The organism is Paraburkholderia sp. MM5477-R1, from assembly GCF_050436385.1.
In the GTDB taxonomy this organism is placed as follows: Bacteria; Pseudomonadota; Gammaproteobacteria; order Burkholderiales; family Burkholderiaceae; genus Paraburkholderia; species Paraburkholderia tuberum.
This window is the reverse complement of sequence record NZ_JBNDMC010000007.1, coordinates 147,798-171,498: the sequence shown is the minus strand read 5'-3', so window position 1 is coordinate 171,498 and position 23,701 is coordinate 147,798. Positions and strand designations below refer to the sequence as shown.

Below are 23,701 nucleotides of genomic sequence, written 5' to 3'. Positions count from 1 at the left end.
GGCGGCAAACACAACGCGGCGCCAATGCCGGGTGAAGCAAACGGCGCGAGCCCGTAGAAACGGCGCACACCATGCGCGCGTCCCGGGCCGGCCCCACCGCAGCTTCGGCTGGACGACACCGGCACGCGCCCTCACACTATGGCGGCCCGCTCACGACAACACGCCGCTCGCATCGCCGGCCAGCAATCCGGCGATCCGTAACATGCATGGAGAAGAGACAATGCTGGATCAGTACGTTCTCGCGCTTGACCAAGGCACCACCAGCTCGCGCGCGATGCTGTTCGACCGGCGCGGCAACGTCGTGTCGAGCGCACAAAAGGAATTCCAGCAGATCTACCCGCACCCGGGCTGGGTCGAGCACGATCCGCAGGAAATCTGGTCGACGCAGGCCGGCGTCGCCGCCGAGGCGGTCACGCGAGCCGGCATGAACGGCACGTCGATCGCCGCGATCGGCATCACAAACCAGCGCGAAACCACGATCGTGTGGGATCGCGAAACCGGCCACCCGATCTACAACGCGATCGTCTGGCAGGACCGCCGCACCGCCGACTTCTGCGACGACCTGAAAGCGCAGGGTCTCGAAGCGAGCGTGCGCGCGAAGACCGGCTTGCCGATCGACTCGTATTTCTCGGCGACCAAAATCCGCTGGATTCTCGACAACGTCGAAGGCGCGCGCGAAAAAGCGCGTCAGGGCCGGCTCGCGTTCGGCACCGTCGACAGCTGGCTGATGTGGAATTTCACGAAGGGCGCGCTGCACGTCACCGACGTGACCAACGCGTCGCGCACGATGCTGTTCAACATCCACACCCTGAAGTGGGACGACGAACTGCTCGCCGCGCTCGACATTCCGCGCAGCATGCTGCCGGAAGTACGGCCGTCGTCGGAGGTGTACGGACCGACGGTGACCACCGTGTTCGCGTCGAAGATTCCACTCGCGGGCATCGCCGGCGATCAGCACGCCGCGCTGTTCGGCCAGATGTGCACCGAGTCCGGCATGGTCAAGAACACCTACGGCACCGGCTGCTTCCTCGTGATGAACACGGGCGCCAAACCGATCGAATCGAACAACAATCTCGTCACGACGATCGCCTGGCAGATCGGCGAGCGTATCGACTACGCGCTCGAAGGCAGCATCTTCATCGGCGGCGCCGTGGTGCAGTGGCTGCGCGACGGCCTCGGCATCATCAGGAACGCGGCGGAAATCGAAACGCTCGCGCGCGGCGTGCCGCATTGCGACGGCGTGTATCTCGTGCCCGCGTTCGCCGGCCTCGGCGCGCCGCACTGGAACGCGCATGCGCGCGGCACGCTGTTCGGCGTCACGCGCGGCACGACCTCCGCGCATCTCGCGCGCGCGGCGCTCGATTCGATCGCCTATCAATCGCTCGACGTGCTGAAGGCGATGGAAGCCGACTCGGGCATTCGCATCGGCGAGTTGCGCGTGGACGGCGGCGCCTGCGCGAACAATCTGCTGATGCAGTTCCAGGCCGACATCCTCGGCGTCGACACGGTGCGCCCCCAGGTGTCCGAGACCACCGCACTCGGCGCCGCCTATCTGGCCGGTCTTGCGGTGGGCTACTGGAAGGACATCGACGAGTTGAAAAGCCAGTGGAAGCTCGAGCACCGCTTCACGCCGGCGCTACCGCCTGCGGAGGTCAGGACCTGCCTCGATGGCTGGCAGCGCGCGATCCGCGCGGCGAAGGCGTGGGCCGATACGCCGTAAGGCCGCGGGCGCGCAGAACGCCAAAAGGACGCGGTCCGAAAGTACGTATGATGACGCTTTTCATCCCGCGCGCGGGCCCGCAACCCGCCGCCCGCGCGCTTTGCGCTTACCGTTTTTCAGGCATGATCGACCACCTCATCTGTGACTGCGACGGCGTGCTCGTCGACAGTGAAGTCATCGCCGATCGCGTGATGTTCGACACGCTGACGGCCACCTTCCCCGGCATCGATTTCGCCCCTGTCGTCAAAACCGCGTTCGGCCAGCAAACCTCGCGCTTTCTCGCCGGCCTCGAAACGCAGTTCGACATCACGCTGCCTGTGAACTTCCTCGACACGATCGAGCATAACGTCGAGCTCGCGCTCGCCGCGTCGCTCGGTCCGATCCACGGCGTGCGCGACGCGCTGCAACGCGTGACGCTGCCGGCAGCGGTCGTGTCGAACAGCCGTATGTCGCGCGTCGCCGCATCGGTACGGCGCGCGGGTCTGCAGCAGATTTTCGGCGAGCGCGTGTTCAGCGCCGAGCAGGTCGCCCGGCCGAAGCCGTATCCGGACGTCTATCTGTTCGCGGCCACGACGCTTGGCGTCGTGCCGGCGCGTTGCCTCGTCGTCGAGGACAGCGTCGCGGGTTTGAACGCGGCGCGCGCGGCAGGCATGAAGACGATCGCGTTCGTCGGCGCGAGCCATATTCCGGACGGCTACGCGGATGCGCTGCGCGCGATGGGTATCACGCGAATCATCAAGCATATGGATGAACTGCCGGCGCTCATCGAGGCGGGCGTGCGCGGCGAATTCGGCGACGTGCAGTCGTAGCGGTTTTGCGCAACGCCGATAAAAAAGCCGGTTCTTCGGAAGAAGGACCGGCTTTTTTGCGTCATGGCGTCGCGTGCCGCTCGATGGATGGCCCGTCAAGCCTCGGCCATCGCGCCCTCGCGCACCTGCGCGAGCGACTCGCGAAACTCGACCAGCTCGGCGATCGTCAGCATCGGCAGATCATGTTGCGCGGCGAAGCGCTCGACGTCCGCGCCGCGCGTCATCGTGCCGTCGGCGTTCATCAGTTCGCACAGCACGCCGGCCGGCTTCAGGCCCGCGAGAATCGCCAGATCGACGGTGCCTTCGGTGTGGCCGCGCCGCGCCAGCACGCCGCCCGGCATCGCGCGCAGCGGGAACACGTGGCCGGGGCGCACGATGTCGGCGGGTTTGGCCGTATCGGCGATCGCGGCGCGGATCGTGGTCACGCGATCCTGCGCGGACACGCCGGTGCTGACGCCTTCGCGCGCTTCGATCGACACCGTGAACGCGGTGCCGTGACGGCTTTCGTTGTTGACGGCCATCGGCGGCAGTTCGAGCGCGCGGATCCTGTCGTCGGGCAGGCACAGGCAGACGATTCCGCTGCATTCCCGGATCAGCAGCGCCATCGTTTCGACCGACAGGCGCTCGGCCGCGACGATCAGATCGGCTTCGTTCTCGCGGTCGTGGTCGTCCTGCAGCACCACGGCGCGGCCCTCGCGCAGCGCCTGCAAGGCGGCGGCGATACGCGGCGGAACGGCTTCGCTGGCAAGCAGCGGGAGATCGGCGAAGGCATCGTCTGCAATCGTCGACGGAGCAGGAAAAGTAGCAAAGGACATAGTTGAAACGCTCATCGCAAAAGTTGGGCGAGAAACGTTTCAGGGCATTGCAAACAGACTGATACGGGCCGCCCAGGCGCCGCGCGGAAGCGGACGCTGATACGCCACCCAGGCTACAGGCGGCGTCGCGGAACGCACATGACTATCTGCACATCTTCTTCCATCCGGACTATGACCGTCGGCTCTGGCTTCTGACCAGATCTGCTGACCCCGCTCCTGTCTGCGCTATGCCGAAGGCTAAGCGATGCGGGCGCTCGCGGGCTTGCCGGCTCACGCTGTCGCGCTGCCGGCCCACCGCCGGTGGGGAATTTCACCCCGCCCTGAAGACGCACTGATTGCCGGTTCGACCGGCGGGCGAAGCATACAACAGTCGCGCGAGCGCTGCAGCGCGACGAACAAAGACCCTACTCACTGCATTTGACCTGCATCGACGCCCTGACCCGCGCTTGAACCTCGACGCCGTCGATTCTCAACCCGGCACACCTTCGCGTGCGGCTTCGTCGCGTGCGGCGCCCGCGGCCGGCACTTCCCAGCGCGGCGGCGTCTCAGCCCGCAGCGTCACGCGAAACGCGCGCGCCTCGGTGTCGCCGGGATTGCGCAGGCTGTGCGGCTGGTCGGCGTCGAACACGATCGCGTCGCCGGTCGCGAGCAGTTGACGCTGGTCGTGCACGCTGACTTCGAGCGTACCGTCGCTGACCACCAGATTCACCGTCGTGCCAGGCGCGCGGCGCACGCCCGCTTCGGTATGCAGCGGGGCGATCCGCAGTTCGTGAAACTCGGCGGCGATCGACTCGTCGTCGGGATAGAGCGGCCGCACCGAGTAGCAACCGTTCGCGCTGACCACGCGGGCCGAGCGCTCGGCCGGCAGATGCTCGAAGCCGTTGGTCGCGTGACGCCGCAGGAACGCCGCCACCGACACCTTCAGTGCCGCCGCCACCTTGCACAGCACCTTGATCGACGGCACGCTGCGCGCCGACTCGATCTGCGCGAGCATGGCGCGCGACACGCCTGATGCGCGCGCCAGCGCATCGAGCGAAAGCTGCCGTTCGGCGCGCAGCCGCGCCAGATTCACGCCGACCAGCTGTTCGAGCGCATCGAAGGGTTCGGCGGAGCGCGGCGCCGCGTCGGTGTCGGCATCGGCAGAGGGATCGCGGACCAGCGCGAGCGGGGAATGCATATTGGCCTCCAGAGCCCCGCCAGGCGGGGCAAGAGCAGTAAGTGGAAGCAAGATAGCATCGGCTTTGGCCGCGCCCAACGAAGTTATCTTCACACTGTTATCAGCATGGCGGAGGCAAGCAACTGACGACTCACGCGCTTTGCGCGAGCGCGCGCGCCGGCGCATCCATGCGCGCCGCGAACCACGTCAGCAGCAGCGCGGCGACGCTGACCGCGGCGGCAACCCACGGCAAGGTATCGAGCGCGTGGCCGTGATTGATCACGAGACCGCCGAGCCACGCACCCGCTGCATTGCCGACGTTGAACGCGCCGATGTTCAGCGTCGACGCGAGATTCGGCGCGGCGGCGGCCTTCTCGACCACGCGCATCTGCAACGGGGGCACCGTCGCGAACGCCGCGATGCCCCACACGAACACCGTGATCGCGGCAGCCGCTTGCGAATGGCTGGTGCGCGCGAAGATCGCCATCACGACCGCGAGCGCGGCGAGAATGCCCATCAGCGACGGCATCAGCGCGCGGTCCGCAAGCTTGCCGCCGACCATGTTGCCGACCGTCAGGCCCACGCCGAACAGCACGAGGATCAGCGTCACGCCGCGCGGCGAAAAACCGCTCACCTGCTCGAGGATCGGTGCGATATAGGTGAACACAACGAACACACCCCCGAAGCCGAGCACCGTCATCGCGAGGGCGCTCCACACTTGCGGGTCTTGCAGCACGCGCACTTCGTGGGCGAGGCCGGCGGGGCCGGTGTCGTGGCGGTTCGGCACCAGCGCGCTGATGCCCGCGAGCGACAGCACGCCGAAGCCGCTGACGATCCAGAACGCCGCGCGCCAGCCGAACTGCTGGCCGATGAAGGTGCCGAACGGCACGCCGAGCACGTTCGCGAGCGTGAGGCCCGTGAACATCAGCGCGATCGCGCTCGCGCGCTTTTCGGCCGGCACGAGCGAGGCCGCGACCACCGCGCCGATGCCGAAGAACGAGCCGTGCGCGAACGAGGTCACGACGCGCGCGATCATCAGCACCGAATAACCCGGCGCCACCGCGCACAACACATTGCCGACGATGAACACGCCCATCAGCAGCTGCAGCGCGAACTTGCGCGACATCCTGCTCGTGACTACCGCGAGCAGTGGCGCGCCGACCGCGACGCCGAGCGCATAGCCGCTGACGAGCAGGCCCGCGGACGGGATCGACACGGCCAGATCGCGCGCCACTTCGGGCAACAGGCCCATGATGACGAATTCGGTGGTACCGATGGCGAAGGCGCTAATCGCGAGCGCGAGTAATGGCATGGGCATTTTTCCGCTCCGTGAATGAGGTGGGATCAGGGTTTGGGTTGAAGGGCCTGGCGCGCCGCCGTCACGAATTCGATGACGACGCCCGGCGCGAGCGCGACGAACAGCTGCCGCTGCTCCTGTTGCACGGCGCTCGCCGGCACCTGCGCGGTCTGATAGCCGATGTCGTGCGCGTCGAGCCGCTCGAGCAACGCTTGCCATTCGCCGGCGCTATCGAGCCGACAGGCGATGTGATCGATGCGCGGCATGACGCGGCCCGCCGCGCCGGAAGCCGGCGCGGCGATCAGATGCACTACCGGGCGGCCGCTTGCGTTCAGCCAGTAGCCGTCGACGGAAAACGGCGGGCGCGCGCCTTCGGTGAACCCGGCGATGTCGACGAAGAAACGTCGGGCGGAATCGAGGTCGGCGGTGACGATGGTCGCGTGATCGAGTTGCATGACGAAGGACAGTAGCGGAGGTTTCGACGGCTGCATTGTCGCGGCGTGACGCCAATTTGATAATTGGCGTAGCATTTGAAGCATTTTCAAATTCTGCTTGAAAGCCAGCGATGGATAACCTCGGCGACATCCGCCTCTTCGTCGAAGCGGCGCAGCAAGGCAGCCTGTCGGCGGCGGGCCGCAAGATGGGCCTGACACCCGCCGCGGCGAGCGCGCGGCTCGCGAAACTGGAAGCGAGGCTCAAAGCGCGCCTGTTCGAGCGCACCACGCGGCAGCTACGGCTCACCGACGAAGGCCGCCTCTACCTGAACTGCTGCCGCCAGGCGCTGCAATCGCTGGACGACGCCGAAGCCGCGCTGCAAGCGGGCCAGAACGTCGTGCGCGGCAAGCTGCGGGTGTCGGCGACCTCGGACTTCGGCCGCAACCTGCTGATGCACTGGCTCGACGAATTCAACGCGCTGTACCCGGACGTGACGTTCGCGTTGACGCTGTCGGATGCGCTGGCCAATCTCGTGCAGGAGGACATCGATCTGGCGATCCGCTTCGGCGTGCCGCAGGACAGCTCGCTGGTCGCGCGCCGGCTCGCGCCGAACCGGCGGGTGCTGTGCGCATCACCGGAATACGTCGGGCGTCGCGGCGAGCCGAAGGACCCGCTCGACCTCGCCAATTTCGACTGCATCGTGCTCGGCACCGCATCGGGGCCGGCCAGCGAATGGCGCTTCACGCGCGGTGACGAGGTGCAGCACTACAGCGTGCCGTTCGAAGCGGCGCGCGAAACCAACGACGGCGCGGTCGCGCGCGAATGGGCGCTGCGCGGCTACGGCATCGCGATCAAATCGATGTGGGACGTGGAAGCGGACCTGCGCGCCGGTCGCCTGAAGATCCTGCTGCCGGAATGGCGCTACCCCGATGCCCCGCTGCACGCGCTGTATCACCGCAATCGCTTCATGGCGCCGCGCGTGCGCGTGCTGCTCGATTTCCTCGCCGAGCGCTTCGCGCAGGTGTCGGATGAACTGGAAAGCCTGCTGGGACTGCCGCCGGACCGGCCAATGAGCGCCGAAACCCCCGTTGCGTGAAGGGCTATAATATGCAGTTACGCTGCAAAGACACGCGCAAGCCGGCCATCACGCGCCGCGCTGCCCCGCGCCGCGGCCTCCTTCACCTTTTACGACGCCCCCAGGTTAACCACTGCGACCGGCGAAATTCGATGACCAAGAAAGTTTATGTAAAGACCTTTGGCTGCCAGATGAACGAGTACGACTCCGACAAGATGGTCGACGTGCTCGGTGCCGCTGAAGGACTCGTCAAGACCGACACGCCGGAAGACGCCGACGTGATCCTGTTCAATACCTGCTCGGTGCGCGAAAAAGCGCAGGAAAAAGTCTTCTCCGACCTCGGCCGCGTACGCGAGCTGAAGGACGCGAATCCGAATCTGATCATTGGCGTGGGTGGCTGCGTCGCGAGTCAGGAAGGCGCATCGATCGTCGCGCGCGCGCCGTACGTCGATATCGTGTTCGGTCCGCAAACGCTGCACCGCCTGCCGCAGATGATCGACGAGCGCCGCGCGAGCGGCCGCGCGCAGGTCGATATTTCATTTCCCGAAATCGAGAAGTTCGATCACCTGCCGCCGGCGCGCGTCGAAGGTCCGAGCGCGTTCGTGTCGATCATGGAAGGCTGCAGCAAGTACTGCAGCTACTGCGTCGTGCCGTACACGCGCGGCGAGGAAGTGTCGCGTCCGCTCGACGACGTGCTGACCGAAATCGCCGGCCTCGCCGACCAGGGCGTGCGCGAAGTCACGCTGCTCGGCCAGAACGTGAACGCTTATCGTGGAAAATTCGGCGGCGCGCTGACCGTGGGTTCGACCGAGATCGCCGACTTCGCGACGCTGATCGAATACGTCGCGGACCTCCCCGGCATCGAACGGATCCGCTACACGACGTCGCATCCGAAGGAGTTCACGCAGCGCCTGATCGACACCTACGCGAAGGTACCGAAGCTCGTCAGCCACCTGCATCTGCCGGTGCAGCACGGCTCCGACCGCATCCTGATGGCGATGAAGCGCGGCTACACCGTGCTCGAGTACAAGTCGGTGATCCGCAAGCTGCGCGCGATTCGCCCGGACCTGTCGCTGTCGACGGACATGATCGTCGGCTTCCCCGGCGAGACCGAGGAAGACTTCGCGAAGATGATGGCGCTCGTCGAAGAGATGAAGTACGACACGAGCTTCTCGTTCATCTACAGCCCGCGTCCCGGCACGCCGGCCGCGAACCTGCACGACGACACGCCGCGCGAGGTGAAGCTCAAGCGCCTGCAGCATCTGCAGGCCACGATCGAAGAGAACGTGCAGCGCATCAGCCACGCGATGGTCGGCAAGGTCGAACGCATTCTGGTCGAGCGCCCGGCGCGCAAGGACCCGAACGAGCTCGCGGGCCGCACCGGGAACAACCGCGTCGTCAATTTCCCGGCGCCGGTCGCGTCGCATGCACGGCTGATCGGTCAGATGGTCGACGTGAAGATCGTGCACGCGTATCCACACTCGCTGCGTGGTGAACTCGTGATGGTTCACGACGACAGCGCCGCGACGACGCATTGAACGACATTCTGAGTACCGCAACCGACAGGATCGACTCACCGCCTTGAAGACCACTCAGCAGCCTCTGGAATTCACCGCACCGCGCGAAGATAACGCGCGGCTCGCCAACCTCTGCGGACCGCTCGACGAAAATCTGCGGCAGATCGAGCAGGCGCTCGACGTGACCCTGCAGCGCCGCGGCCACCGCATCGCGATCCGCGGGCGCGGCGCGAAGCTCGCGCTCACCGCGCTCGAAAACTTCTACAACAACGCGCGCGAGCCTTTGTCGGTCGACGACATCCAGCTCGCGCTCGTCGAAGTGCGTCATCCGGTGCGTCATCGTTCGAATGGCAACGGCAATGGCAATGGCGACCCCGTCGACGCGCACTTCGCCGGCAATCCCGATCACCCGTTCGACCAGCCCGCCGACACCAATGCGAGCGAGGACGACTTCGAGGAATACGGCCCGAAGCTGTACACGCGACGCGCGGATCTGCGCGGCCGCACGCCGGCGCAGCGCGAGTATCTGAAGCAGATCGTGTCGCACGACGTCACGTTCGGCGTCGGCCCGGCCGGCACCGGCAAGACCTATCTCGCGGTGGCCTGCGCGGTCGACGCGCTCGAGCGCGACCAGGTCAAACGCATCGTGCTGACGCGCCCGGCCGTCGAGGCGGGCGAGCGGCTCGGCTTTTTGCCGGGCGATCTCGCGCAGAAAGTCGATCCGTATCTGCGCCCGCTCTACGACGCGCTGTACGACCTGCTCGGCTTCGACAAAACCGCGAAGATGTTCGAGCGGCAGATGATCGAAATCGCGCCGCTCGCATACATGCGCGGCCGCACGCTGAATCACGCGTTCATCATCCTCGACGAGGCGCAGAACACCACGCCCGAGCAGATGAAGATGTTCCTCACGCGAATCGGCTTCGGCTCGAAGGCGGTCGTCACCGGCGACACGACCCAGGTCGATCTGCCGCGCGGCCAGAAGAGCGGGCTGATCGAAGCGCAACAGGTGCTCGCGAACGTGCGCGGCATCGCGCTCACGCGTTTCACGAGCGCGGACGTGGTGCGGCATCCGCTGGTCGCGCGAATTGTGGAGGCGTACGATGCGCATGCGCAGAAGTCGCCGGCCGCGGTCGATCCGCGCTAAAGCGATGCGCTTAGCAGCGCGAGGCCCGCGTCGCCTCGCCGCAAAAAAAAAGACTGAGCCAGGAATGCCACGCAAAGAAACCGCATGAGCCGCACCCCGAAACTGACGTTGAGCCTGCAATTCCCCGCCGCCAAAGCCTGGCCGGAACACAAGGTGCTGCTGCCGCGCGCGACGGTGGCCGGCTGGATCAAGGCGGCGCTGTTCGCGGACGGCGAACTGACGGTTCGGTTCGTCGACGCCGAAGAAGGCCGCACGCTGAATCGCACCTATCGCGGCAAGGATTACGCGACCAACGTGCTGACCTTCGCCTATGCCGAATCGGAACATGATCCGGTCACGGGCGATCTGATTCTGTGCTGCCCGGTGGTCGAGAAGGAAGCCGCCGAGCAGGGCAAGCCGCTCGCCGCGCATTACGCGCACCTGCTCGTGCACGGCACGCTGCATGCACAGGGCTACGACCACGAGGTCGAAGAAGAAGCCGAGGAAATGGAAGCGATCGAAACCGAAATCCTCGGCAAGCTCGGCTTTCCGGACCCTTACCAATAGGCGTTCCGCCCCTCCTCGACGCCAGCCCGCCCGAACCCACCGTGAGCACTCCGTCCCCCGAAGCCGATATCCCCGTGCGCTGTCCGGACTACCCGCCGGTGCTCGGCGACTCGCGGCTCCTGACGGACGACGAACTGCGCGCGTCGCTCGAATCCACGTTGCGCGGCTGGGACCGCCAAAGCGATCTGTGGCTGTTCGGCTATGGCTCGCTGATCTGGAACCCGGGCCTGCCGACCGTCGAGGCGATGCGCTCGAAGGTGCACGGCTATCACCGCGGCCTCTATCTGTGGTCGCGAGTCAATCGCGGCACGCCAGAGCAGCCCGGCCTCGTGCTCGCGCTCGATCGCGGCGGCTCGTGCACCGGCATGGCCTTCCGGCTCGCGGCCGATGGCTCGAGGCCGCATCTCGAAGCACTGTGGCGCCGCGAAATGCCGATGGGCTCGTACCGTCCCGCGTGGCTGCCGTGCGTGCTCGCGGACGGCCGGCGCGTCGACGCGCTCGCATTCGTGATGCGCCGCGACGTGCCGAGCTACACCGGCAAGCTGCGCGACGACATCATCCAGACCGTGCTGGGCTGCGCGAGCGGCCGCTACGGCACGACCTTCGATTACGTGAGCCGCACCGTGCACGCGCTGCGCGAAAGCGGCATGCCGGACCGCGCGCTCGAAGCGCTACTCGCGCGCTGCAAGCCGACCGTGTGACCGCGGCATCTCGGCGAAAACCCCACCCGCGACTTTTTTGCCGGCGAGCACTTTTGCCCGCGTAATCGGTTAGGATGATTCCACGCTCCGCCGTCGCGGCGGGGCCGTTTCACCCTGGCTTCGCTCATCGCCGGGCCCGGCGGGACACGGTTCCGCCATGCGCCTGGTGTATCCTTAACGCTCTGCAACAGCGCGCCCAGTCTCGCCGGGCGCACTACCATGAACGACACGTATCCCAGTCGCCGCCATACCGGACGTCAACTCGACAAACCGCAGGAAAAGCGCTCGCTGCTCGAGCGTCTGACCGACTTCATCTCGCCCGAGCCCGACTCGCGCGCCGAACTTCTGGAAATTCTGCAGGACGCGCACGAGCGCAACCTGATCGACGCCGACTCGCTGTCGATGATCGAAGGCGTGTTCCAGGTGTCGGAACTGAGCGCACGCGACATCATGGTGCCGCGCGCGCAAATGGACGCGATCAACATCGCGGACAATCCCGCTGAATTCATCCCCTACGTGCTGGACAAGGCGCATTCGCGCTATCCGGTCTACGAGGGCAATCGCGACAACATCATCGGCGTGCTGCTCGCGAAAGATCTGCTGCGCTACTACGCCGAAGAAGAGTTCGACGTGCGCGGCATGCTGCGCCCTGCCGTGTTCATCCCCGAGTCGAAGCGGCTGAACGTGCTGCTGCACGACTTCCGCGTGAACCGCAACCACCTCGCGGTGGTCGTCGACGAGTACGGCGGCGTCGCGGGCCTGATCACGATCGAAGACGTACTGGAGCAGATCGTCGGCGACATCGAGGACGAATACGATTTCGACGAGGAGAGCGGCAACATCATCGCTTCGCCGGACGGACGCTTCCGCGTGCGCGCGCTGACCGAGATCGAGCAGTTCAACGACACCTTCGGCACGCATTATTCGGACGACGAGGTCGACACGATCGGCGGGCTGGTCACGCATCACTTCGGCCGGGTGCCGCATCGGGGCGAGACAGTCCGCCTCGACGACCTGATCTTCGAGATCCTGCGCGGCGACGCCCGCCAGATCCACATGCTGCTGGTGCGCCGCGACCCGCTCGCGGGCCAGCGCGAGCGCGAGTCACAGCACGTGCAGACCTGAGCCGGCGGCTCGGGCCGATGCACGGCCTGAGCGCCCGCGCGCTTTCATTGCCGGCGCATTTGCCAACTCGTTTGCCTACTGAGTTGCCCTTTCAACTACCGACGCCGACCGCGCAACAATGGCCGACCCGATCACTTCCCGTTCGCACCGCGGCGTGAGCGCCCCCGCTCCCGCTCCCACCGAAGACGGCACGCGCAGCCGCGCGCTGCCGCGCTGGCACTACCTCGTCGCACTGGCCGCTGGCGCGGCCAATACGCTATCGTTCGCGCCGACGCCGCATGGCGGCTGGCTGCAACTCGCGATCTTCGTGTTCTTCTTCGCGTGGCTCACGCGCAGCACCGGCTGGAAAAGCGCCGCGCTGACGGGCGGCGCGTTCGGCTTCGGCAACTTCGTGAGCGGGGTCTGGTGGCTGTATGTGAGCATGCACTACTACGGCGGCATGCCGGCACCGCTCGCCGGCACGGCGCTCGTGCTGTTCTGCCTGTATCTCGCGGTCTATCCGGCGCTCGCCGCGGGGGTGTGGTCGTTCTGCGCGGGCCATGCGCGCAACGGCGCGGCCGACGAGCGCGCGCCATTCTCGCCGACCTGGCACGGCGCGCTCGCCTTTGCGAGCGCGTGGGCGATCGGCGAATGGCTGCGCGGCACGGTGTTCACCGGCTTTCCGTGGCTCGCCACCGGTTATGCGCAGGTCGACGGCCCGTTGGCGGGGTTTGCGCCGGTGGTCGGCGTATATGGCGTCGGTTGGATGGTTGCGCTGACGGCCGCGTTGATCGTGCAGGCGTTGCTGGCGCTGCTGCCGTCGTGGCGCTCCGGGCGGGCGAATGAATCGCTCGAGCCGAACGCCAGCGCCGCTGATGACGCCGGCGATCGCGCCGCGCGGGGCCGCGGCACGCGCATCGCCCCCATCGTCGTGCCTGCTGGCGTCGCGCTCGCGCTGCTCGTGATCGGCCTGCTGCTGCCGCTCGTGCAGTGGACCACGCCCGCCAACGCGGCGCTGTCGGTGCGGCTGTTGCAAGGCAACGTGAAGCAGGAGATGAAGTTCGAGGAAGCCGGCTTGCGCGCGGCGGTCGACGAGTATCAGCAGATGATCACGTCGAAGCCGGCCGATCTGATCGTCACGCCGGAAACCGCGATCCCCGTGCTCGCGCAGCAGCTTCCGCCGAACTTCGCGGCCGCGATCCGCCAGTTCACGGATTCGACCGGCAGCGCGCTGCTGTTCGGCGCGATCGGCGGCACGATCACGCCGGACGGCCGGGTGGTCGACTACACCAACAGCCTGTTCGGCGTCACGCCCGGCTCGCACGAGATTTATCGCTACGACAAGCACCATCTGGTACCGTTCGGCGAATTCGTGCCGTGGGGCTTCCGCTGGTTCGTGAACCTGATGAACATTCCGCTCGGCGATTTCTTCCGCGGCCCGCCGGTACAAAAGCCGTTCATGGTGCATAACCAGCCGGTCGCGGTGAACATCTGCTACGAGGACATCTTCGGCGAGGAGATCGCGCGCACGCTGCGCGAGAATGCGACGCCCGCCGGCGTGCTGATCAACTCGACCAATCTCGCGTGGTTCGGCGACACGATCGCGCTCGACCAGCATCTGCAGATCGCGCGCATGCGCTCGCTCGAAACCGGCCGGCCGATGCTGCGCGCAACCAACACCGGCATCACCGCCGCGATCGACGCGAACGGCCGCGTGATCGGGCGCCTGACGCCCTACACGGTCGGTTCGCTCGACGTGCGCGTGCAAGGCACCTCAGGCTACACGCCTTACGTGACGAGCGGCAACAACACGGTGCTCGCGGTGTCGGCGCTGCTGCTCGCGTTCGGTTTCGCGTTCGGACCGGGGCTCGCGCGGCGACGCAACGGCAAGCGGTAACGCCGACGCCAAAGGCACGACACCCGCAAAAAAAATGCGCCTGACATGCAGGCGCATCTTTTTCATGCTCGTTCGAGCTTCATCAATCCTTCGGCACCGTATCGATGAACGACTGCCGCAGCGACAGCTTCTGGAAGTGCTTGTCCAGGTTCGGATGCGATTCGCGCCAGTTCAGTTCCGGCATACGGAAGTCCAGATAGCCGAGCGCGCAGCCCACCGCGATGTCGGCCAGCGTGTAGTGATTGCTCGCGCACCACGGCTTGCTGCCGAGCCCTTGCGACATCGCGATCAGCGCTTCGTCGATCTTGCGCTGCTGCCGCGCGAGCCACGCGTCCACGCGCTGCTCGGGCGCGCGCTGCGTGCCTTCGAGACGGATCAGCACGGCCGCGTCGAGCATGCCGTCGGCGAGCGCTTCCCAGCAGCGCACTGCGACGCGCTCGCGCCCCGACGGCGGAATCAGCTTGCCGACCGGCGACAGCGTATCGACGTACTCGCAGATCACGCGCGAATCGAACACGGCCTCGCCGTCTTCCATCACGAGGCACGGCACCTTGCCGAGCGGATTGAAGGTGTGAATCCGGGTATCCGGCGCCCAGACGTTCTCGGGCACCAGTTCGTAGTCGATCTTCTTATCGGCGAGCACGATGCGTGCTTTGCGCACGAACGGGCTGCCGAACGAACCGATGAGTTTCATCATGACCTTCTGCCTTTTTCTGAATCCGGCGAAAGTATAAGTGGTCCAAGGCTTCCGCGAGCGTGCTGGCGCCATCTTCGCGAACCGCCCGCCGAGCCGCTGTGGACAGATTGCAACATGACGGCGGCCGCCGCGCCGTCCGGAGCCGCACAAAGCGAGTCAATGTCCTGCGCGGAGAATGGGGCCAGGAGAATCGCGGCGCTACAATCGCACGATGAACCAGCCGACCGAACCCACCATCGCCATCGACGTCTACCGCACGCGCCGCGAGCGCGTTCTCGCCGCGCTGCGCGCCGCGGGCGGCGGCGTCGCCATCGTCCCGACCGCGCCGGAAGCGCTGCGCAACCGCGACACTGACTACCCGTACCGCCACGACAGCTACTTCTATTATCTGACCGGCTTCACCGAGCCCGAAGCGCTGCTGGTGCTCGATGCCAGCGCCGCGCCCGGCGCGCCCGCGTCGATGCTGTTCTGCCGCGAGAAAAGCGTCGAGCGCGAGATATGGGAAGGCTTCCGCTTCGGCCCCGACGGCGCGCGCGAAGCATTCGGGCTCGACGCCGCGTTCCCGATCGGCGAACTCGACACGCAGTTGCCGCGCATCATCGCCGACAAGCCGGCGCTGCACTACGCGTTCGGCACCTCGGCGCATTTCGACGAGCAGGTGCGCGGCTGGCTCGACGCGGTGCGCGCGCAAAGCCGCGGCGGCACCGTTGCGCCCACGGCCGCGCGCGACCTGCTGCCGTTGCTCGACGAGATGCGGCTCGTCAAGGACGACCACGAACTCGCGATCATGCGCCGGGCAGCGCAGATTTCAGCGGCCGCGCATCGTCGCGCTATGGCGCTGTGCCGGCCCGGTATCCGCGAGTATGAACTCGAGGCCGAACTGCTCTACACGTTCCGCAAGTTTGGCGCGCAGGCGCCGGCCTATACGTCGATCGTCGCGGCTGGCGCGAACGCGTGCGTGCTGCACTACCCGGCCGGCAACGCGATCGCGCGCGACGGCGAGCTGATCCTGATCGACGCGGCCTGCGAACTCGACGGCTACGCGTCCGACATCACGCGCACGTTTCCGGCAAGCGGGCGTTTCACGCCGGCGCAGCGCGAGCTGTACGACATCGTGCTGGCAGCGCAGCAGGCCGCCGTCGACGCGACGCGCGCCGGTGCGAGCTTCGACGATCCGCATCAGGCCGCGCTGCGCGTGCTGTCGCAGGGGCTGCTCGACACCGGCATCGTGCCGCGCGCGAAGTTCGCCTCGGTCGACGACGTGATCGCCGAGCGCGCCTACGTGCCGTTCTACATGCACCGCACCGGCCACTGGCTCGGCATGGACGTGCACGACTGCGGCGACTACCGCGAGCGCGGCGCGGCGCGCGACGAAGCGGGCGTGCTGCCGTGGCGCACGCTGCGCGCGTCCATGACGCTGACGATCGAGCCGGGCTTGTACGTCCGCCCGGCCGAGGGTGTGCCCGAACGCTACTGGAACATCGGCATCCGCATCGAGGACGACGCGATCGTGACGCCGACCGGCTGCGAGCTGATCACGCGCGACGTGCCGGTCGCCGCCGACGAGATCGAGGCGCTGATGCAGGAAGCACGAGCCCTCCATCAAGCGTCGCATCAACAGAGGACCTGATCCGCGATGAACGAAGCATCTCCCTCGGCGGTGATCCTGAGGCCCGCCTCCCACCAGCAGGGGTTCGATTTCGACGTGACGATCGTCGGCGCCGGGCCGGTCGGCCTCGCGCTCGCCGGCTGGCTCGCGCGCCGCAGCGTGACGCGCGAGCTGAAGATCGCGCTCGTCGACGCGCGCGAGCCGGAAGACTCGATCGCCGATCCGCGCGCGATCGCGGTCTCGCACGGCAGCCGGATGATCCTCGAGCCGCTGCGCTGGCCCGCCGACGCCACCGCGATCGAGCGCATCCACGTGTCGCAACGCGGTCATTTCGGCCGCACGCTGATCGATCATCGCGAGCACGACCTGCCCGCGCTCGGCTACGTGCTGCGCTATGGCTCGATCGTGCATGGCCTCGCCGACGCCGTGCATGCGACGCCGGTCCACTGGTTCCGCTCGACCTCGGCCGGCGCGCCGGTTCAGGAGCTCGACGGCGTCACGCTGCCGATCGAAACCGCGGGCGTCGCGCGCCAGTTGCGCACGCGGATTCTGGTCAACGCCGAGGGCGGCCTGTTCGGCGACCAGAAGCACGCGAAAAATCCGAGCCGCGCCACGGACGAATACGCCGGCGCACGCGACATCGGTAAAAACAGCGCCGGCTCGCGCGACTACGGCCAGACCGCGCTGGTCGGCACGGTCACCGTGTCCGCGCCGCAGCCGCACGTCGCATGGGAGCGCTTCACGTCGCAAGGTCCGATCGCGCTACTGCCGATGGGTGGCGTGCGTGGTGCCGACTACGCGCTCGTCTGGTGCTGCGCGCCCGACGAAGCCGCGCGCCGCGCGCAGCTTTCCGACGAAGCGTTCCTGCGCGAGCTCGACGCCGCGTTCGGCAACCGCATGGGCCGCTTTGCGCACATCAAGGGTCGCGCGTCGTTCCCGCTCGGTCTCAACACGGTCGACACGCTCGTGAACGGCCACATCGTCGCGATCGGCAATGCGGCGCAGACGTTGCATCCAGTGGCGGGCCAGGGCCTCAATCTGGGCTTGCGCGATGCGCATGCGCTCGTCGACGCGCTATCGGCCGAAGGCCCGACCCCGCTCGCGCTCGCCACCTTCGCGCAACGCCGCGCGCTCGACCGGCGCCTGACGATCGGCTCGACCGACACGCTCGCGCGCCTCTTTACCATCGACTTCGCGCCGCTCGCGGTATTGCGCGGCCTCGCCCTGACCGCACTCGAATTCGTGCCGCCGGTCAAAACCGCGCTCGCCCGGCAGATGATGTTCGGCCAGCGCCGTTAAGCGCGAGAAATCGCTGCGCGGTTCTATGAGCCGGGCTACTTTCATAGAAGATTTAACGGGTTACGAGACTCGGTTCGCGAGTCCCGGCAACCCGTTAACGCTAAAATAGCGGTTTTCCCTCGCATTTCGCGCTGCGCCGGTTGTCACGATTGTCAAATCCTGGCCCGTCGTCGGCGCGCGCTCACGCCATGCCCCCTCTCGGCCCCCACAATCTGCGTAACAACCTGTTCGTCGCCCCGATGGCCGGCGTGACCGACCGACCGTTCCGCCAGCTGTGCAAACGGCTCGGCGCGGGCTATGCGGTGTCGGAAATGGTCGCGTCGAACGCGCAGCTGTGGAAGAGCGAAAAGACCATGCGCCGCGCGAACCACGAAGGCGAGGTCGAGCCGATCGCGGTGCAGATCGCCGGCGCGGACCCGGAGATGATGGCCGAAGCCGCCCGCTACAACGTCGCGAACGGCGCGCAGATCATCGACATCAACATGGGCTGCCCCGCCAAGAAGGTCTGCAACGTCGCGGCCGGCTCGGCGCTGCTGCAAAACGAACCGCTCGTGCAGCGCATCGTCGAGGCCGTCGTGAACGCGGTCGGCGTCGGGCCCGACGCGGTGCCCGTCACGCTGAAAATCCGCACCGGCTGGAATCGCGAGAACAAAAACGCGCTGAACGTCGCGCGTCTCGCGCAAGCAGCGGGCATTTCGATGCTGACCGTGCACGGCCGCACGCGCGCGGACCTGTACCACGGCGACGCCGAGTACGAAACCATCGCCGCGGTAAAGGCGGCGGTGCGCATTCCGGTCGTCGCGAACGGCGACATCACGTCGCCGCAAAAGGCGCGCGAGGTGCTCGCCGCGACCGGCGCGGACGCGATCATGATTGGGCGCGCCGCGCAGGGGCGTCCGTGGCTCTTTCGCGAGATCGAGCATTTCCTGCAAACGGGCGAGTTGCTGCCGCCGCCGCGCATCGACGAAATCCAGCAGGTGATGAACGAACATCTCGAAGATCACTACGCTTTTTACGGGGAATTTACCGGTGTCCGCACTGCGCGCAAGCACATCGGCTGGTACACTCGCGGCCTTTCCGGCGCCAACCTGTTCCGGCATCGCATGAATACGCTGGACACCACGCGCGAACAACTCCTCGCCGTCAACGAGTTCTTTGACGCGCAAAAGGCGATCTCAGACCGCCTCGTCTACGTCGACGAAGCGCCCGGCAACCCCGGGCTCGACAGCGAGAGCGAGGACAACTCCGACCGACTGGCAGCATGAGCAAGAACAACATTGAACAATCTGTCCGCGACAGCCTGGACGTGTATTTCCAGGATCTCGACGGCTCCAATCCGCACGACGTCTACGACATGGTCATTTCATGCGTGGAAAAACCCTTGCTCGAAGTGGTGCTCGAGCAGGCCGGCGGCAACCAGTCGCTGGCCGCCGAGTATCTCGGCATCAACCGCAATACGCTGCGCAAGAAGCTGCAACAACACGGTTTGCTGTAGCGCGTCGTAGTTTCTCGCGCCCTGCCACGTTTCCCTTCGGCTTTTCGTCTTCATCATGATCAAGCAAGCGCTCATCTCCGTTTCCGACAAGTCCGGCATCGTCGACTTCGCCAAATCGCTGTCGGACCTCGGCATCAAGATCCTGTCGACCGGCGGCACCGCGAAACTGCTCGCGGACGCGGGCCTGTCCGTCACCGAAGTCGCCGACTACACTGGTTTCCCGGAAATGCTCGACGGGCGCGTGAAAACGCTGCATCCGAAGGTGCACGGCGGCATCCTCGCCCGCCGCGACCTGCCCGAGCACATGGCCGCGCTCGAGAAGCACGACATTCCGACCATCGACCTGCTGGTCGTGAACCTGTACCCGTTCGTGCAGACCGTGTCGAAGGAAGAATGCTCGCTCGAGGACGCGATCGAGAACATCGACATCGGCGGCCCGACGATGCTGCGCTCGGCCGCGAAGAATCACCGCGACGTGACGGTGGTGGTCGATCCGGCCGACTACGCGGTCGTGCTCGACGAAATGCGCTCGAACGGCAACACGGTGTCGTACAAGACGAACTTCCGCCTCGCGACCAAGGTGTACGCGCACACCGCGCAATACGACGGCGCGATCACGAACTACCTGACGAGCCTGACCGACGAGTTGCAGCATTCGTCGCGCAACGAGTACCCGGCCACCTTCAACATGGCGTTCGACAAGGTGCAGGACCTGCGCTACGGCGAAAACCCGCATCAGAGCGCGGCGTTCTACCGCGACCTGGCGGTGCCGGCCGGCGCGCTCGCGAATTACAACCAGTTGCAGGGCAAGGAACTGTCGTACAACAACATCGCCGACTCCGACGCGGCGTGGGAATGCGTGAAGACCTTCGACGTGCCGGCCTGCGTGATCGTCAAACACGCGAATCCGTGCGGCGTCGCGCTCGGCGCGGACGCTCACGAAGCGTATTCGAAGGCATTCCAGACCGATCCGACCTCGGCGTTCGGCGGCATCATCGCGTTCAACCGTGAAGTCGACGAAGCGACCGCGCAAGCGGTGGCGAAGCAGTTCGTCGAAGTGCTGATCGCACCGTCGTTCAGCGCCGAAGCGCGTCAGGTGTTCGCGGCGAAGCAGAACGTGCGTCTGCTCGAAATCACGCTGGGCGAAGGCCATAACACGTTCGATCTGAAGCGCGTCGGCGGCGGCCTGCTCGTGCAGTCGCTCGACTCGAAGAACGTGCAGCCGCGCGAGTTGCGCGTCGTCACGAAGCGTCATCCGACGCCGAAGGAAATGGACGACCTGCTGTTCGCATGGCGAGTCGCGAAGTACGTGAAGTCGAACGCGATCGTGTTCTGCGCGAACGGTATGACGCTAGGCGTCGGCGCGGGCCAGATGAGCCGCGTGGATTCGGCGCGCATCGCGAGCATCAAGGCGCAGAACGCCGGTCTGACGCTGGCCGGTTCGGCGGTCGCATCGGACGCGTTCTTCCCGTTCCGCGACGGTCTCGACGTGGTCGTCGCGGCAGGCGCGACCTGCGTGATCCAGCCGGGCGGCTCGGTGCGCGACGACGAAGTGGTCAGCGCCGCCGACGAGCACAACATCGCGATGGTGCTGACTGGCGTGCGTCACTTCCGTCATTGATCGGCTGAAGTTCGGTAGCCGCAAGACAGGCCCGACGGGTTGTCCCGCCGGGCCTTTTGTTTCGCGGCGACGCGTTCAATCGTCCGGCTCTTTGCGCGCATAACCGTCCCGCACCTGCGCATGCTGGCTGATGTACGTGCCCAAACCCCGGCCCCGCCGCGCGAGACGCTTCAGCACCGCGACATGTTCGGCGCCGACACTCGCCTCTGTGTACCAATACACGACGCCCGGTCGAAAGCGCACCTTGATGAAATCGTCGCCGATTTCGTAAGCGTCGACACCCGAGTCGCCGCTGAGATTGCGGTAGCGCTCCATTCTCGATCGCCCTCCTTGCGCAAAGCCTTTAGCAGCTTTTATTCCGCTTAGCATGCTGCCAGCGGGCCGCCGCGCGCCGCGTTCGTTGTAGTATCGCAGGCACCTGGTTTTTATCGCTTGTGCGGCACCTCATGAGAATTCTCGGCATCGACCCCGGCCTGCGCGTGACCGGCTTCGGCGTGATCGAACAACACGGCCACACACTGAGCTACGTCGCGAGCGGCGTGATCCGCACCGCCGACGCCGATCTGCCGTCGCGGCTCGGCACCATCTTCGCGGGCATCTCGACGCTGATCCGCGAGCACGCGCCGGATCAGGCGGCCATCGAAAAAGTCTTCGTCAACGTCAATCCGCAGTCGACGCTGCTGCTCGGCCAGGCGCGCGGCGCCGCGATCTGCGGGCTCGTCGCGGGCGGCGTGCCGGTCGCCGAATACACCGCGCTGCAGCTGAAGCAGTCGGTGGTCGGCTATGGCCGCGCGACCAAGGAGCAAATGCAGCAGATGGTCGTGCGGCTGCTGAGCCTGGCGGGCGTGCCCGGCACCGACGCCGCCGACGCGCTCGGCATGGCCATCTGCCACGCGCACGGCGGCTCGACGCTGAGCACGCTCGGCGGCATCGCACCGGCGCTCGCGAAGAAGGGGTTGCGCGTGCGGCGCGGGCGTCTGGTGGGCTAGCGCAACTATGCCCCGCGCCGCCGATCCGCTGCGCTACACTCGCGCTTTCCCATCCGACTCTGAAAACTAATCCGCCATGATCGGTCGCATTGCCGGCGTTCTGCTGGAAAAAAATCCGCCGCATCTGCTCGTCGACTGCAACGGCGTCGGCTATGAAGTGGACGTGCCGATGAGCACCTTCTACAACCTGCCGTCGACCGGCGAGCGCATCGTGCTGCTCACGCAGATGATCGTTCGCGAGGACGCGCATCTGCTGTACGGCTTCGGCACCGCGCAGGAACGCTCGACGTTCCGCGAGCTGCTGAAGATTTCGGGCATCGGCGCGCGCATGGCGCTCGCGGTGCTGTCGGGCATGAGCGTCGCGGAACTCGCGCAGACGGTCACGATGCAGGACGCCGCGCGCCTCACGCGTGTACCGGGCATCGGCAAGAAGACCGCCGAGCGGCTGCTGCTCGAACTGAAGGGCAAGCTCGGCGCCGACCTCGGCGCGATGGCGGGCGCCGCGTCGCCATCCGACCACGCCTCCGACATCCTCAATGCGCTGCTCGCGCTCGGCTACTCGGAAAAAGAAGCGCTCGCGGCAATCAAGAACGTGCCGGCCGGTACGGGCGTGTCCGAGGGCATCAAGCTCGCGTTGAAGGCGCTGTCGAAGGGCTAAGCGCCAAGCCGCGCGCGGTACAATGACCGCATGATCGAAACCGACAAACTCGCCGCCGAGCGCATCATCGCGGCCACGCCCGTGTCGCCGAACGAAGAAGCGTTCGAGCGCGCGCTGCGCCCGCGTCAGCTCGACGAATATGTCGGGCAGGAGAAAGTGCGCGGCCAGCTCGAAATCTTCATCGAGGCCGCGAGGCGCCGTTCCGAATCGCTGGACCACGTGCTGCTGTTCGGGCCGCCGGGCCTCGGCAAGACCACGCTCGCGCACATCATCGCGCGCGAGATGGGCGTCAATCTGCGGCAAACATCGGGGCCGGTGCTCGAACGCGCCGGCGACCTCGCCGCGCTGCTGACCAATCTCGAAGCCAACGACGTTCTTTTCATCGACGAAATCCACCGGCTCTCGCCGGTCGTCGAGGAAATCCTGTATCCAGCGCTCGAGGATTATCAGATCGACATCATGATCGGCGAAGGGCCGGCCGCGCGCAGCGTGAAGCTCGATCTGCAGCCGTTCACGCTGGTCGGCGCGACCACGCGCGCGGGTATGCTGACCAATCCGCTGCGCGACCGCTTCGGCATCGTCGCGCGACTCGAGTTCTATAACGCCGAGGAGCTCACGCGCATCGTCACGCGTTCGGCCGCGCTGCTCGGCGCGCAGATCCATCCGGACGGCGCGTTCGAAATCGCCCGCCGCGCGCGCGGCACGCCGCGTATCGCGAACCGCTTGCTGCGGCGCGTGCGCGACTTCGCCGAAGTGAAGGCCGACGGCAACATCACCGCGCAGGTGGCCGACGCCGCGCTCAGCATGCTCGACGTCGACGCGGTCGGCTTCGACCTGATGGACCGCAAGCTGCTCGAAGCGATCCTGTACAAGTTCGACGGCGGCCCGGTTGGTGTCGACAATCTCGCGGCGGCAATCGGCGAGGAGCGCGACACGATCGAAGACGTGCTCGAGCCGTATCTGATCCAGCAGGGCTTCCTGCAGCGCACGCCGCGCGGCCGCATCGCCACGCTGCTCACGTACCGGCATTTCGGACTGGCCGCGCCGGATTCGGCGAGCGCGCGGCCGGGTCTGTGGGATTCCACGAACTGAGTCACGCGACGAGGCCGACCAG

At 66.5% G+C, this 23,701-nt stretch carries 23 protein-coding genes and 1 riboswitch; of the genes, 17 read left to right on the top strand and 6 right to left on the bottom strand.

Annotated features, from left to right (window positions below; all coding sequences use genetic code 11):
- The first annotated feature begins 220 nt into the window (after window positions 1-220).
- Window positions 221-1,720, top strand: coding sequence for a glycerol kinase GlpK (glpK, locus tag OKW35_RS29605; RefSeq protein ID WP_429553929.1), 1,500 nt, complete (start codon window positions 221-223; stop codon window positions 1,718-1,720).
- 122 nt (window positions 1,721-1,842) lie between these two features.
- Complete coding sequence (locus OKW35_RS29600; protein ID WP_429555099.1) at window positions 1,843-2,529, top strand: HAD family hydrolase; 687 nt, start codon at window positions 1,843-1,845, stop codon at window positions 2,527-2,529.
- A gap of 95 nt (window positions 2,530-2,624) precedes the next feature.
- On the opposite strand, the gene ribB is transcribed toward OKW35_RS29600, so the two are convergent.
- The 4 genes from ribB to OKW35_RS29580 form a co-directional block, all read right to left on the bottom strand.
- A complete protein-coding gene (gene ribB, locus OKW35_RS29595) occupies window positions 2,625-3,344 on the bottom strand; it encodes a 3,4-dihydroxy-2-butanone-4-phosphate synthase (protein WP_429553928.1) in 720 nt (239 codons plus the stop codon).
- 148 nt (window positions 3,345-3,492) lie between these two features.
- Window positions 3,493-3,676: riboswitch (FMN riboswitch) on the bottom strand.
- A 137-nt stretch (window positions 3,677-3,813) separates the two neighbouring features.
- Window positions 3,814-4,521, bottom strand: coding sequence for a helix-turn-helix domain-containing protein (locus tag OKW35_RS29590; protein WP_429553927.1), 708 nt, complete (start codon window positions 4,519-4,521; stop codon window positions 3,814-3,816).
- A gap of 130 nt (window positions 4,522-4,651) precedes the next feature.
- Window positions 4,652-5,818, bottom strand: a complete 1,167-nt coding sequence (locus tag OKW35_RS29585) for an MFS transporter (protein WP_429553926.1) — start codon at window positions 5,816-5,818, stop codon at window positions 4,652-4,654.
- A 26-nt stretch (window positions 5,819-5,844) separates the two neighbouring features.
- Window positions 5,845-6,252 carry a VOC family protein gene (locus OKW35_RS29580; protein ID WP_429553925.1) on the bottom strand — a complete coding sequence of 136 codons (408 nt, stop codon included), beginning with the start codon at window positions 6,250-6,252 and terminating at the stop codon, window positions 5,845-5,847.
- A 110-nt stretch (window positions 6,253-6,362) separates the two neighbouring features.
- Between OKW35_RS29580 and OKW35_RS29575 the strand changes: the two genes are divergently transcribed.
- The 7 genes from OKW35_RS29575 (at window position 6,363) to lnt (ending at window position 14,219) form a co-directional block, all read left to right on the top strand.
- Window positions 6,363-7,328, top strand: a complete 966-nt coding sequence (locus tag OKW35_RS29575) for a LysR family transcriptional regulator (protein ID WP_429553924.1) — start codon at window positions 6,363-6,365, stop codon at window positions 7,326-7,328.
- Window positions 7,329-7,459: 131 nt separating this feature from the next.
- Window positions 7,460-8,845: a tRNA (N6-isopentenyl adenosine(37)-C2)-methylthiotransferase MiaB gene (gene miaB / locus OKW35_RS29570; RefSeq protein WP_184058408.1), complete on the top strand. Its 1,386-nt coding sequence runs from the start codon at window positions 7,460-7,462 to the stop codon at window positions 8,843-8,845.
- A gap of 43 nt (window positions 8,846-8,888) precedes the next feature.
- Complete coding sequence (locus tag OKW35_RS29565; protein ID WP_429553923.1) at window positions 8,889-9,971, top strand: PhoH family protein; 1,083 nt, start codon at window positions 8,889-8,891, stop codon at window positions 9,969-9,971.
- An 84-nt stretch (window positions 9,972-10,055) separates the two neighbouring features.
- Window positions 10,056-10,517, top strand: coding sequence for an rRNA maturation RNase YbeY (gene ybeY / locus OKW35_RS29560; protein WP_429408350.1), 462 nt, complete (start codon window positions 10,056-10,058; stop codon window positions 10,515-10,517).
- 41 nt (window positions 10,518-10,558) lie between these two features.
- Window positions 10,559-11,218, top strand: a complete 660-nt coding sequence (locus tag OKW35_RS29555) for a gamma-glutamylcyclotransferase (RefSeq protein WP_429553922.1) — start codon at window positions 10,559-10,561, stop codon at window positions 11,216-11,218.
- Window positions 11,219-11,437: 219 nt separating this feature from the next.
- Entirely contained in the window at window positions 11,438-12,343 is a 906-nt protein-coding gene (locus OKW35_RS29550) for an HlyC/CorC family transporter (protein ID WP_184058413.1), read from the top strand.
- 118 nt (window positions 12,344-12,461) lie between these two features.
- The gene (lnt, locus tag OKW35_RS29545; RefSeq protein WP_429553921.1) at window positions 12,462-14,219 is read left to right on the top strand and encodes an apolipoprotein N-acyltransferase; all 1,758 of its coding nucleotides are present in this window, start codon (window positions 12,462-12,464) and stop codon (window positions 14,217-14,219) included.
- Window positions 14,220-14,301: 82 nt separating this feature from the next.
- Here lnt and OKW35_RS29540 read toward each other — a convergent pair whose 3' ends face one another.
- Window positions 14,302-14,916, bottom strand: a complete 615-nt coding sequence (locus OKW35_RS29540) for a glutathione S-transferase C-terminal domain-containing protein (protein ID WP_018421769.1) — start codon at window positions 14,914-14,916, stop codon at window positions 14,302-14,304.
- A gap of 211 nt (window positions 14,917-15,127) precedes the next feature.
- Between OKW35_RS29540 and OKW35_RS29535 the strand changes: the two genes are divergently transcribed.
- The 5 genes from OKW35_RS29535 (at window position 15,128) to purH (ending at window position 20,940) form a co-directional block, all read left to right on the top strand.
- On the top strand, window positions 15,128-16,546 hold the full coding sequence (locus tag OKW35_RS29535; RefSeq protein WP_429553920.1) for an aminopeptidase P N-terminal domain-containing protein: 1,419 nt from the start codon (window positions 15,128-15,130) through the stop codon (window positions 16,544-16,546).
- Between the two features lie 6 nt (window positions 16,547-16,552).
- On the top strand, window positions 16,553-17,824 hold the full coding sequence (locus OKW35_RS29530; protein ID WP_429553919.1) for a UbiH/UbiF/VisC/COQ6 family ubiquinone biosynthesis hydroxylase: 1,272 nt from the start codon (window positions 16,553-16,555) through the stop codon (window positions 17,822-17,824).
- A 188-nt stretch (window positions 17,825-18,012) separates the two neighbouring features.
- A complete protein-coding gene (gene dusB / locus OKW35_RS29525; RefSeq protein WP_090801809.1) occupies window positions 18,013-19,089 on the top strand; it encodes a tRNA dihydrouridine synthase DusB in 1,077 nt (358 codons plus the stop codon).
- Window positions 19,086-19,319 carry a Fis family transcriptional regulator gene (locus OKW35_RS29520; protein WP_008919619.1) on the top strand — a complete coding sequence of 78 codons (234 nt, stop codon included), beginning with the start codon at window positions 19,086-19,088 and terminating at the stop codon, window positions 19,317-19,319. Before dusB ends, OKW35_RS29520 begins: the two co-directional genes overlap by 4 nt.
- Window positions 19,320-19,374: 55 nt before the next feature.
- Entirely contained in the window at window positions 19,375-20,940 is a 1,566-nt protein-coding gene (gene purH / locus OKW35_RS29515; RefSeq protein ID WP_184058423.1) for a bifunctional phosphoribosylaminoimidazolecarboxamide formyltransferase/IMP cyclohydrolase, read from the top strand.
- Between the two features lie 75 nt (window positions 20,941-21,015).
- Here purH and OKW35_RS29510 read toward each other — a convergent pair whose 3' ends face one another.
- Window positions 21,016-21,255, bottom strand: a complete 240-nt coding sequence (locus tag OKW35_RS29510) for a hypothetical protein (protein ID WP_018421774.1) — start codon at window positions 21,253-21,255, stop codon at window positions 21,016-21,018.
- A gap of 131 nt (window positions 21,256-21,386) precedes the next feature.
- Here OKW35_RS29510 and ruvC point away from each other — a divergent pair, with 131 nt between their 5' ends.
- The 3 genes from ruvC (at window position 21,387) to ruvB (ending at window position 23,679) form a co-directional block, all read left to right on the top strand.
- Window positions 21,387-21,929: a crossover junction endodeoxyribonuclease RuvC gene (gene ruvC / locus OKW35_RS29505; protein ID WP_090801813.1), complete on the top strand. Its 543-nt coding sequence runs from the start codon at window positions 21,387-21,389 to the stop codon at window positions 21,927-21,929.
- 76 nt (window positions 21,930-22,005) lie between these two features.
- Window positions 22,006-22,587: a Holliday junction branch migration protein RuvA gene (gene ruvA, locus OKW35_RS29500; RefSeq protein ID WP_184022945.1), complete on the top strand. Its 582-nt coding sequence runs from the start codon at window positions 22,006-22,008 to the stop codon at window positions 22,585-22,587.
- A 30-nt stretch (window positions 22,588-22,617) separates the two neighbouring features.
- A complete protein-coding gene (ruvB, locus tag OKW35_RS29495) occupies window positions 22,618-23,679 on the top strand; it encodes a Holliday junction branch migration DNA helicase RuvB (protein ID WP_184058427.1) in 1,062 nt (353 codons plus the stop codon).
- Window positions 23,680-23,701 lie beyond the last annotated feature (22 nt).

What these genes read in the sequence shown, in the direction of transcription:
- ribB (WP_429553928.1), bottom strand. Translation starts at nt 3,344, where the DNA reads ATGTCCTTTGCTACTTTTCCTGCTCCGTCGACGATTGCAGACGATGCC.
- OKW35_RS29585 (WP_429553926.1), bottom strand. Translation starts at nt 5,818, where the DNA reads ATGCCCATGCCATTACTCGCGCTCGCGATTAGCGCCTTCGCCATCGGT.
- dusB (WP_090801809.1), top strand. Translation starts at nt 18,013, where the DNA reads ATGCCCCCTCTCGGCCCCCACAATCTGCGTAACAACCTGTTCGTCGCC.
- glpK (WP_429553929.1), top strand. Translation starts at nt 221, where the DNA reads ATGCTGGATCAGTACGTTCTCGCGCTTGACCAAGGCACCACCAGCTCG.
- ybeY (WP_429408350.1), top strand. Translation starts at nt 10,056, where the DNA reads ATGAGCCGCACCCCGAAACTGACGTTGAGCCTGCAATTCCCCGCCGCC.
- ruvC (WP_090801813.1), top strand. Translation starts at nt 21,387, where the DNA reads ATGAGAATTCTCGGCATCGACCCCGGCCTGCGCGTGACCGGCTTCGGC.
- OKW35_RS29575 (WP_429553924.1), top strand. Translation starts at nt 6,363, where the DNA reads ATGGATAACCTCGGCGACATCCGCCTCTTCGTCGAAGCGGCGCAGCAA.
- OKW35_RS29535 (WP_429553920.1), top strand. Translation starts at nt 15,128, where the DNA reads ATGAACCAGCCGACCGAACCCACCATCGCCATCGACGTCTACCGCACG.
- OKW35_RS29590 (WP_429553927.1), bottom strand. Translation starts at nt 4,521, where the DNA reads ATGCATTCCCCGCTCGCGCTGGTCCGCGATCCCTCTGCCGATGCCGAC.
- OKW35_RS29510 (WP_018421774.1), bottom strand. Translation starts at nt 21,255, where the DNA reads ATGGAGCGCTACCGCAATCTCAGCGGCGACTCGGGTGTCGACGCTTAC.
- lnt (WP_429553921.1), top strand. Translation starts at nt 12,462, where the DNA reads ATGGCCGACCCGATCACTTCCCGTTCGCACCGCGGCGTGAGCGCCCCC.
- OKW35_RS29600 (WP_429555099.1), top strand. Translation starts at nt 1,843, where the DNA reads ATGATCGACCACCTCATCTGTGACTGCGACGGCGTGCTCGTCGACAGT.
- OKW35_RS29540 (WP_018421769.1), bottom strand. Translation starts at nt 14,916, where the DNA reads ATGATGAAACTCATCGGTTCGTTCGGCAGCCCGTTCGTGCGCAAAGCA.
- OKW35_RS29550 (WP_184058413.1), top strand. Translation starts at nt 11,438, where the DNA reads ATGAACGACACGTATCCCAGTCGCCGCCATACCGGACGTCAACTCGAC.
- purH (WP_184058423.1), top strand. Translation starts at nt 19,375, where the DNA reads ATGATCAAGCAAGCGCTCATCTCCGTTTCCGACAAGTCCGGCATCGTC.
- miaB (WP_184058408.1), top strand. Translation starts at nt 7,460, where the DNA reads ATGACCAAGAAAGTTTATGTAAAGACCTTTGGCTGCCAGATGAACGAG.
- ruvB (WP_184058427.1), top strand. Translation starts at nt 22,618, where the DNA reads ATGATCGAAACCGACAAACTCGCCGCCGAGCGCATCATCGCGGCCACG.
- ruvA (WP_184022945.1), top strand. Translation starts at nt 22,006, where the DNA reads ATGATCGGTCGCATTGCCGGCGTTCTGCTGGAAAAAAATCCGCCGCAT.
- OKW35_RS29580 (WP_429553925.1), bottom strand. Translation starts at nt 6,252, where the DNA reads ATGCAACTCGATCACGCGACCATCGTCACCGCCGACCTCGATTCCGCC.
- OKW35_RS29520 (WP_008919619.1), top strand. Translation starts at nt 19,086, where the DNA reads ATGAGCAAGAACAACATTGAACAATCTGTCCGCGACAGCCTGGACGTG.
- OKW35_RS29530 (WP_429553919.1), top strand. Translation starts at nt 16,553, where the DNA reads ATGAACGAAGCATCTCCCTCGGCGGTGATCCTGAGGCCCGCCTCCCAC.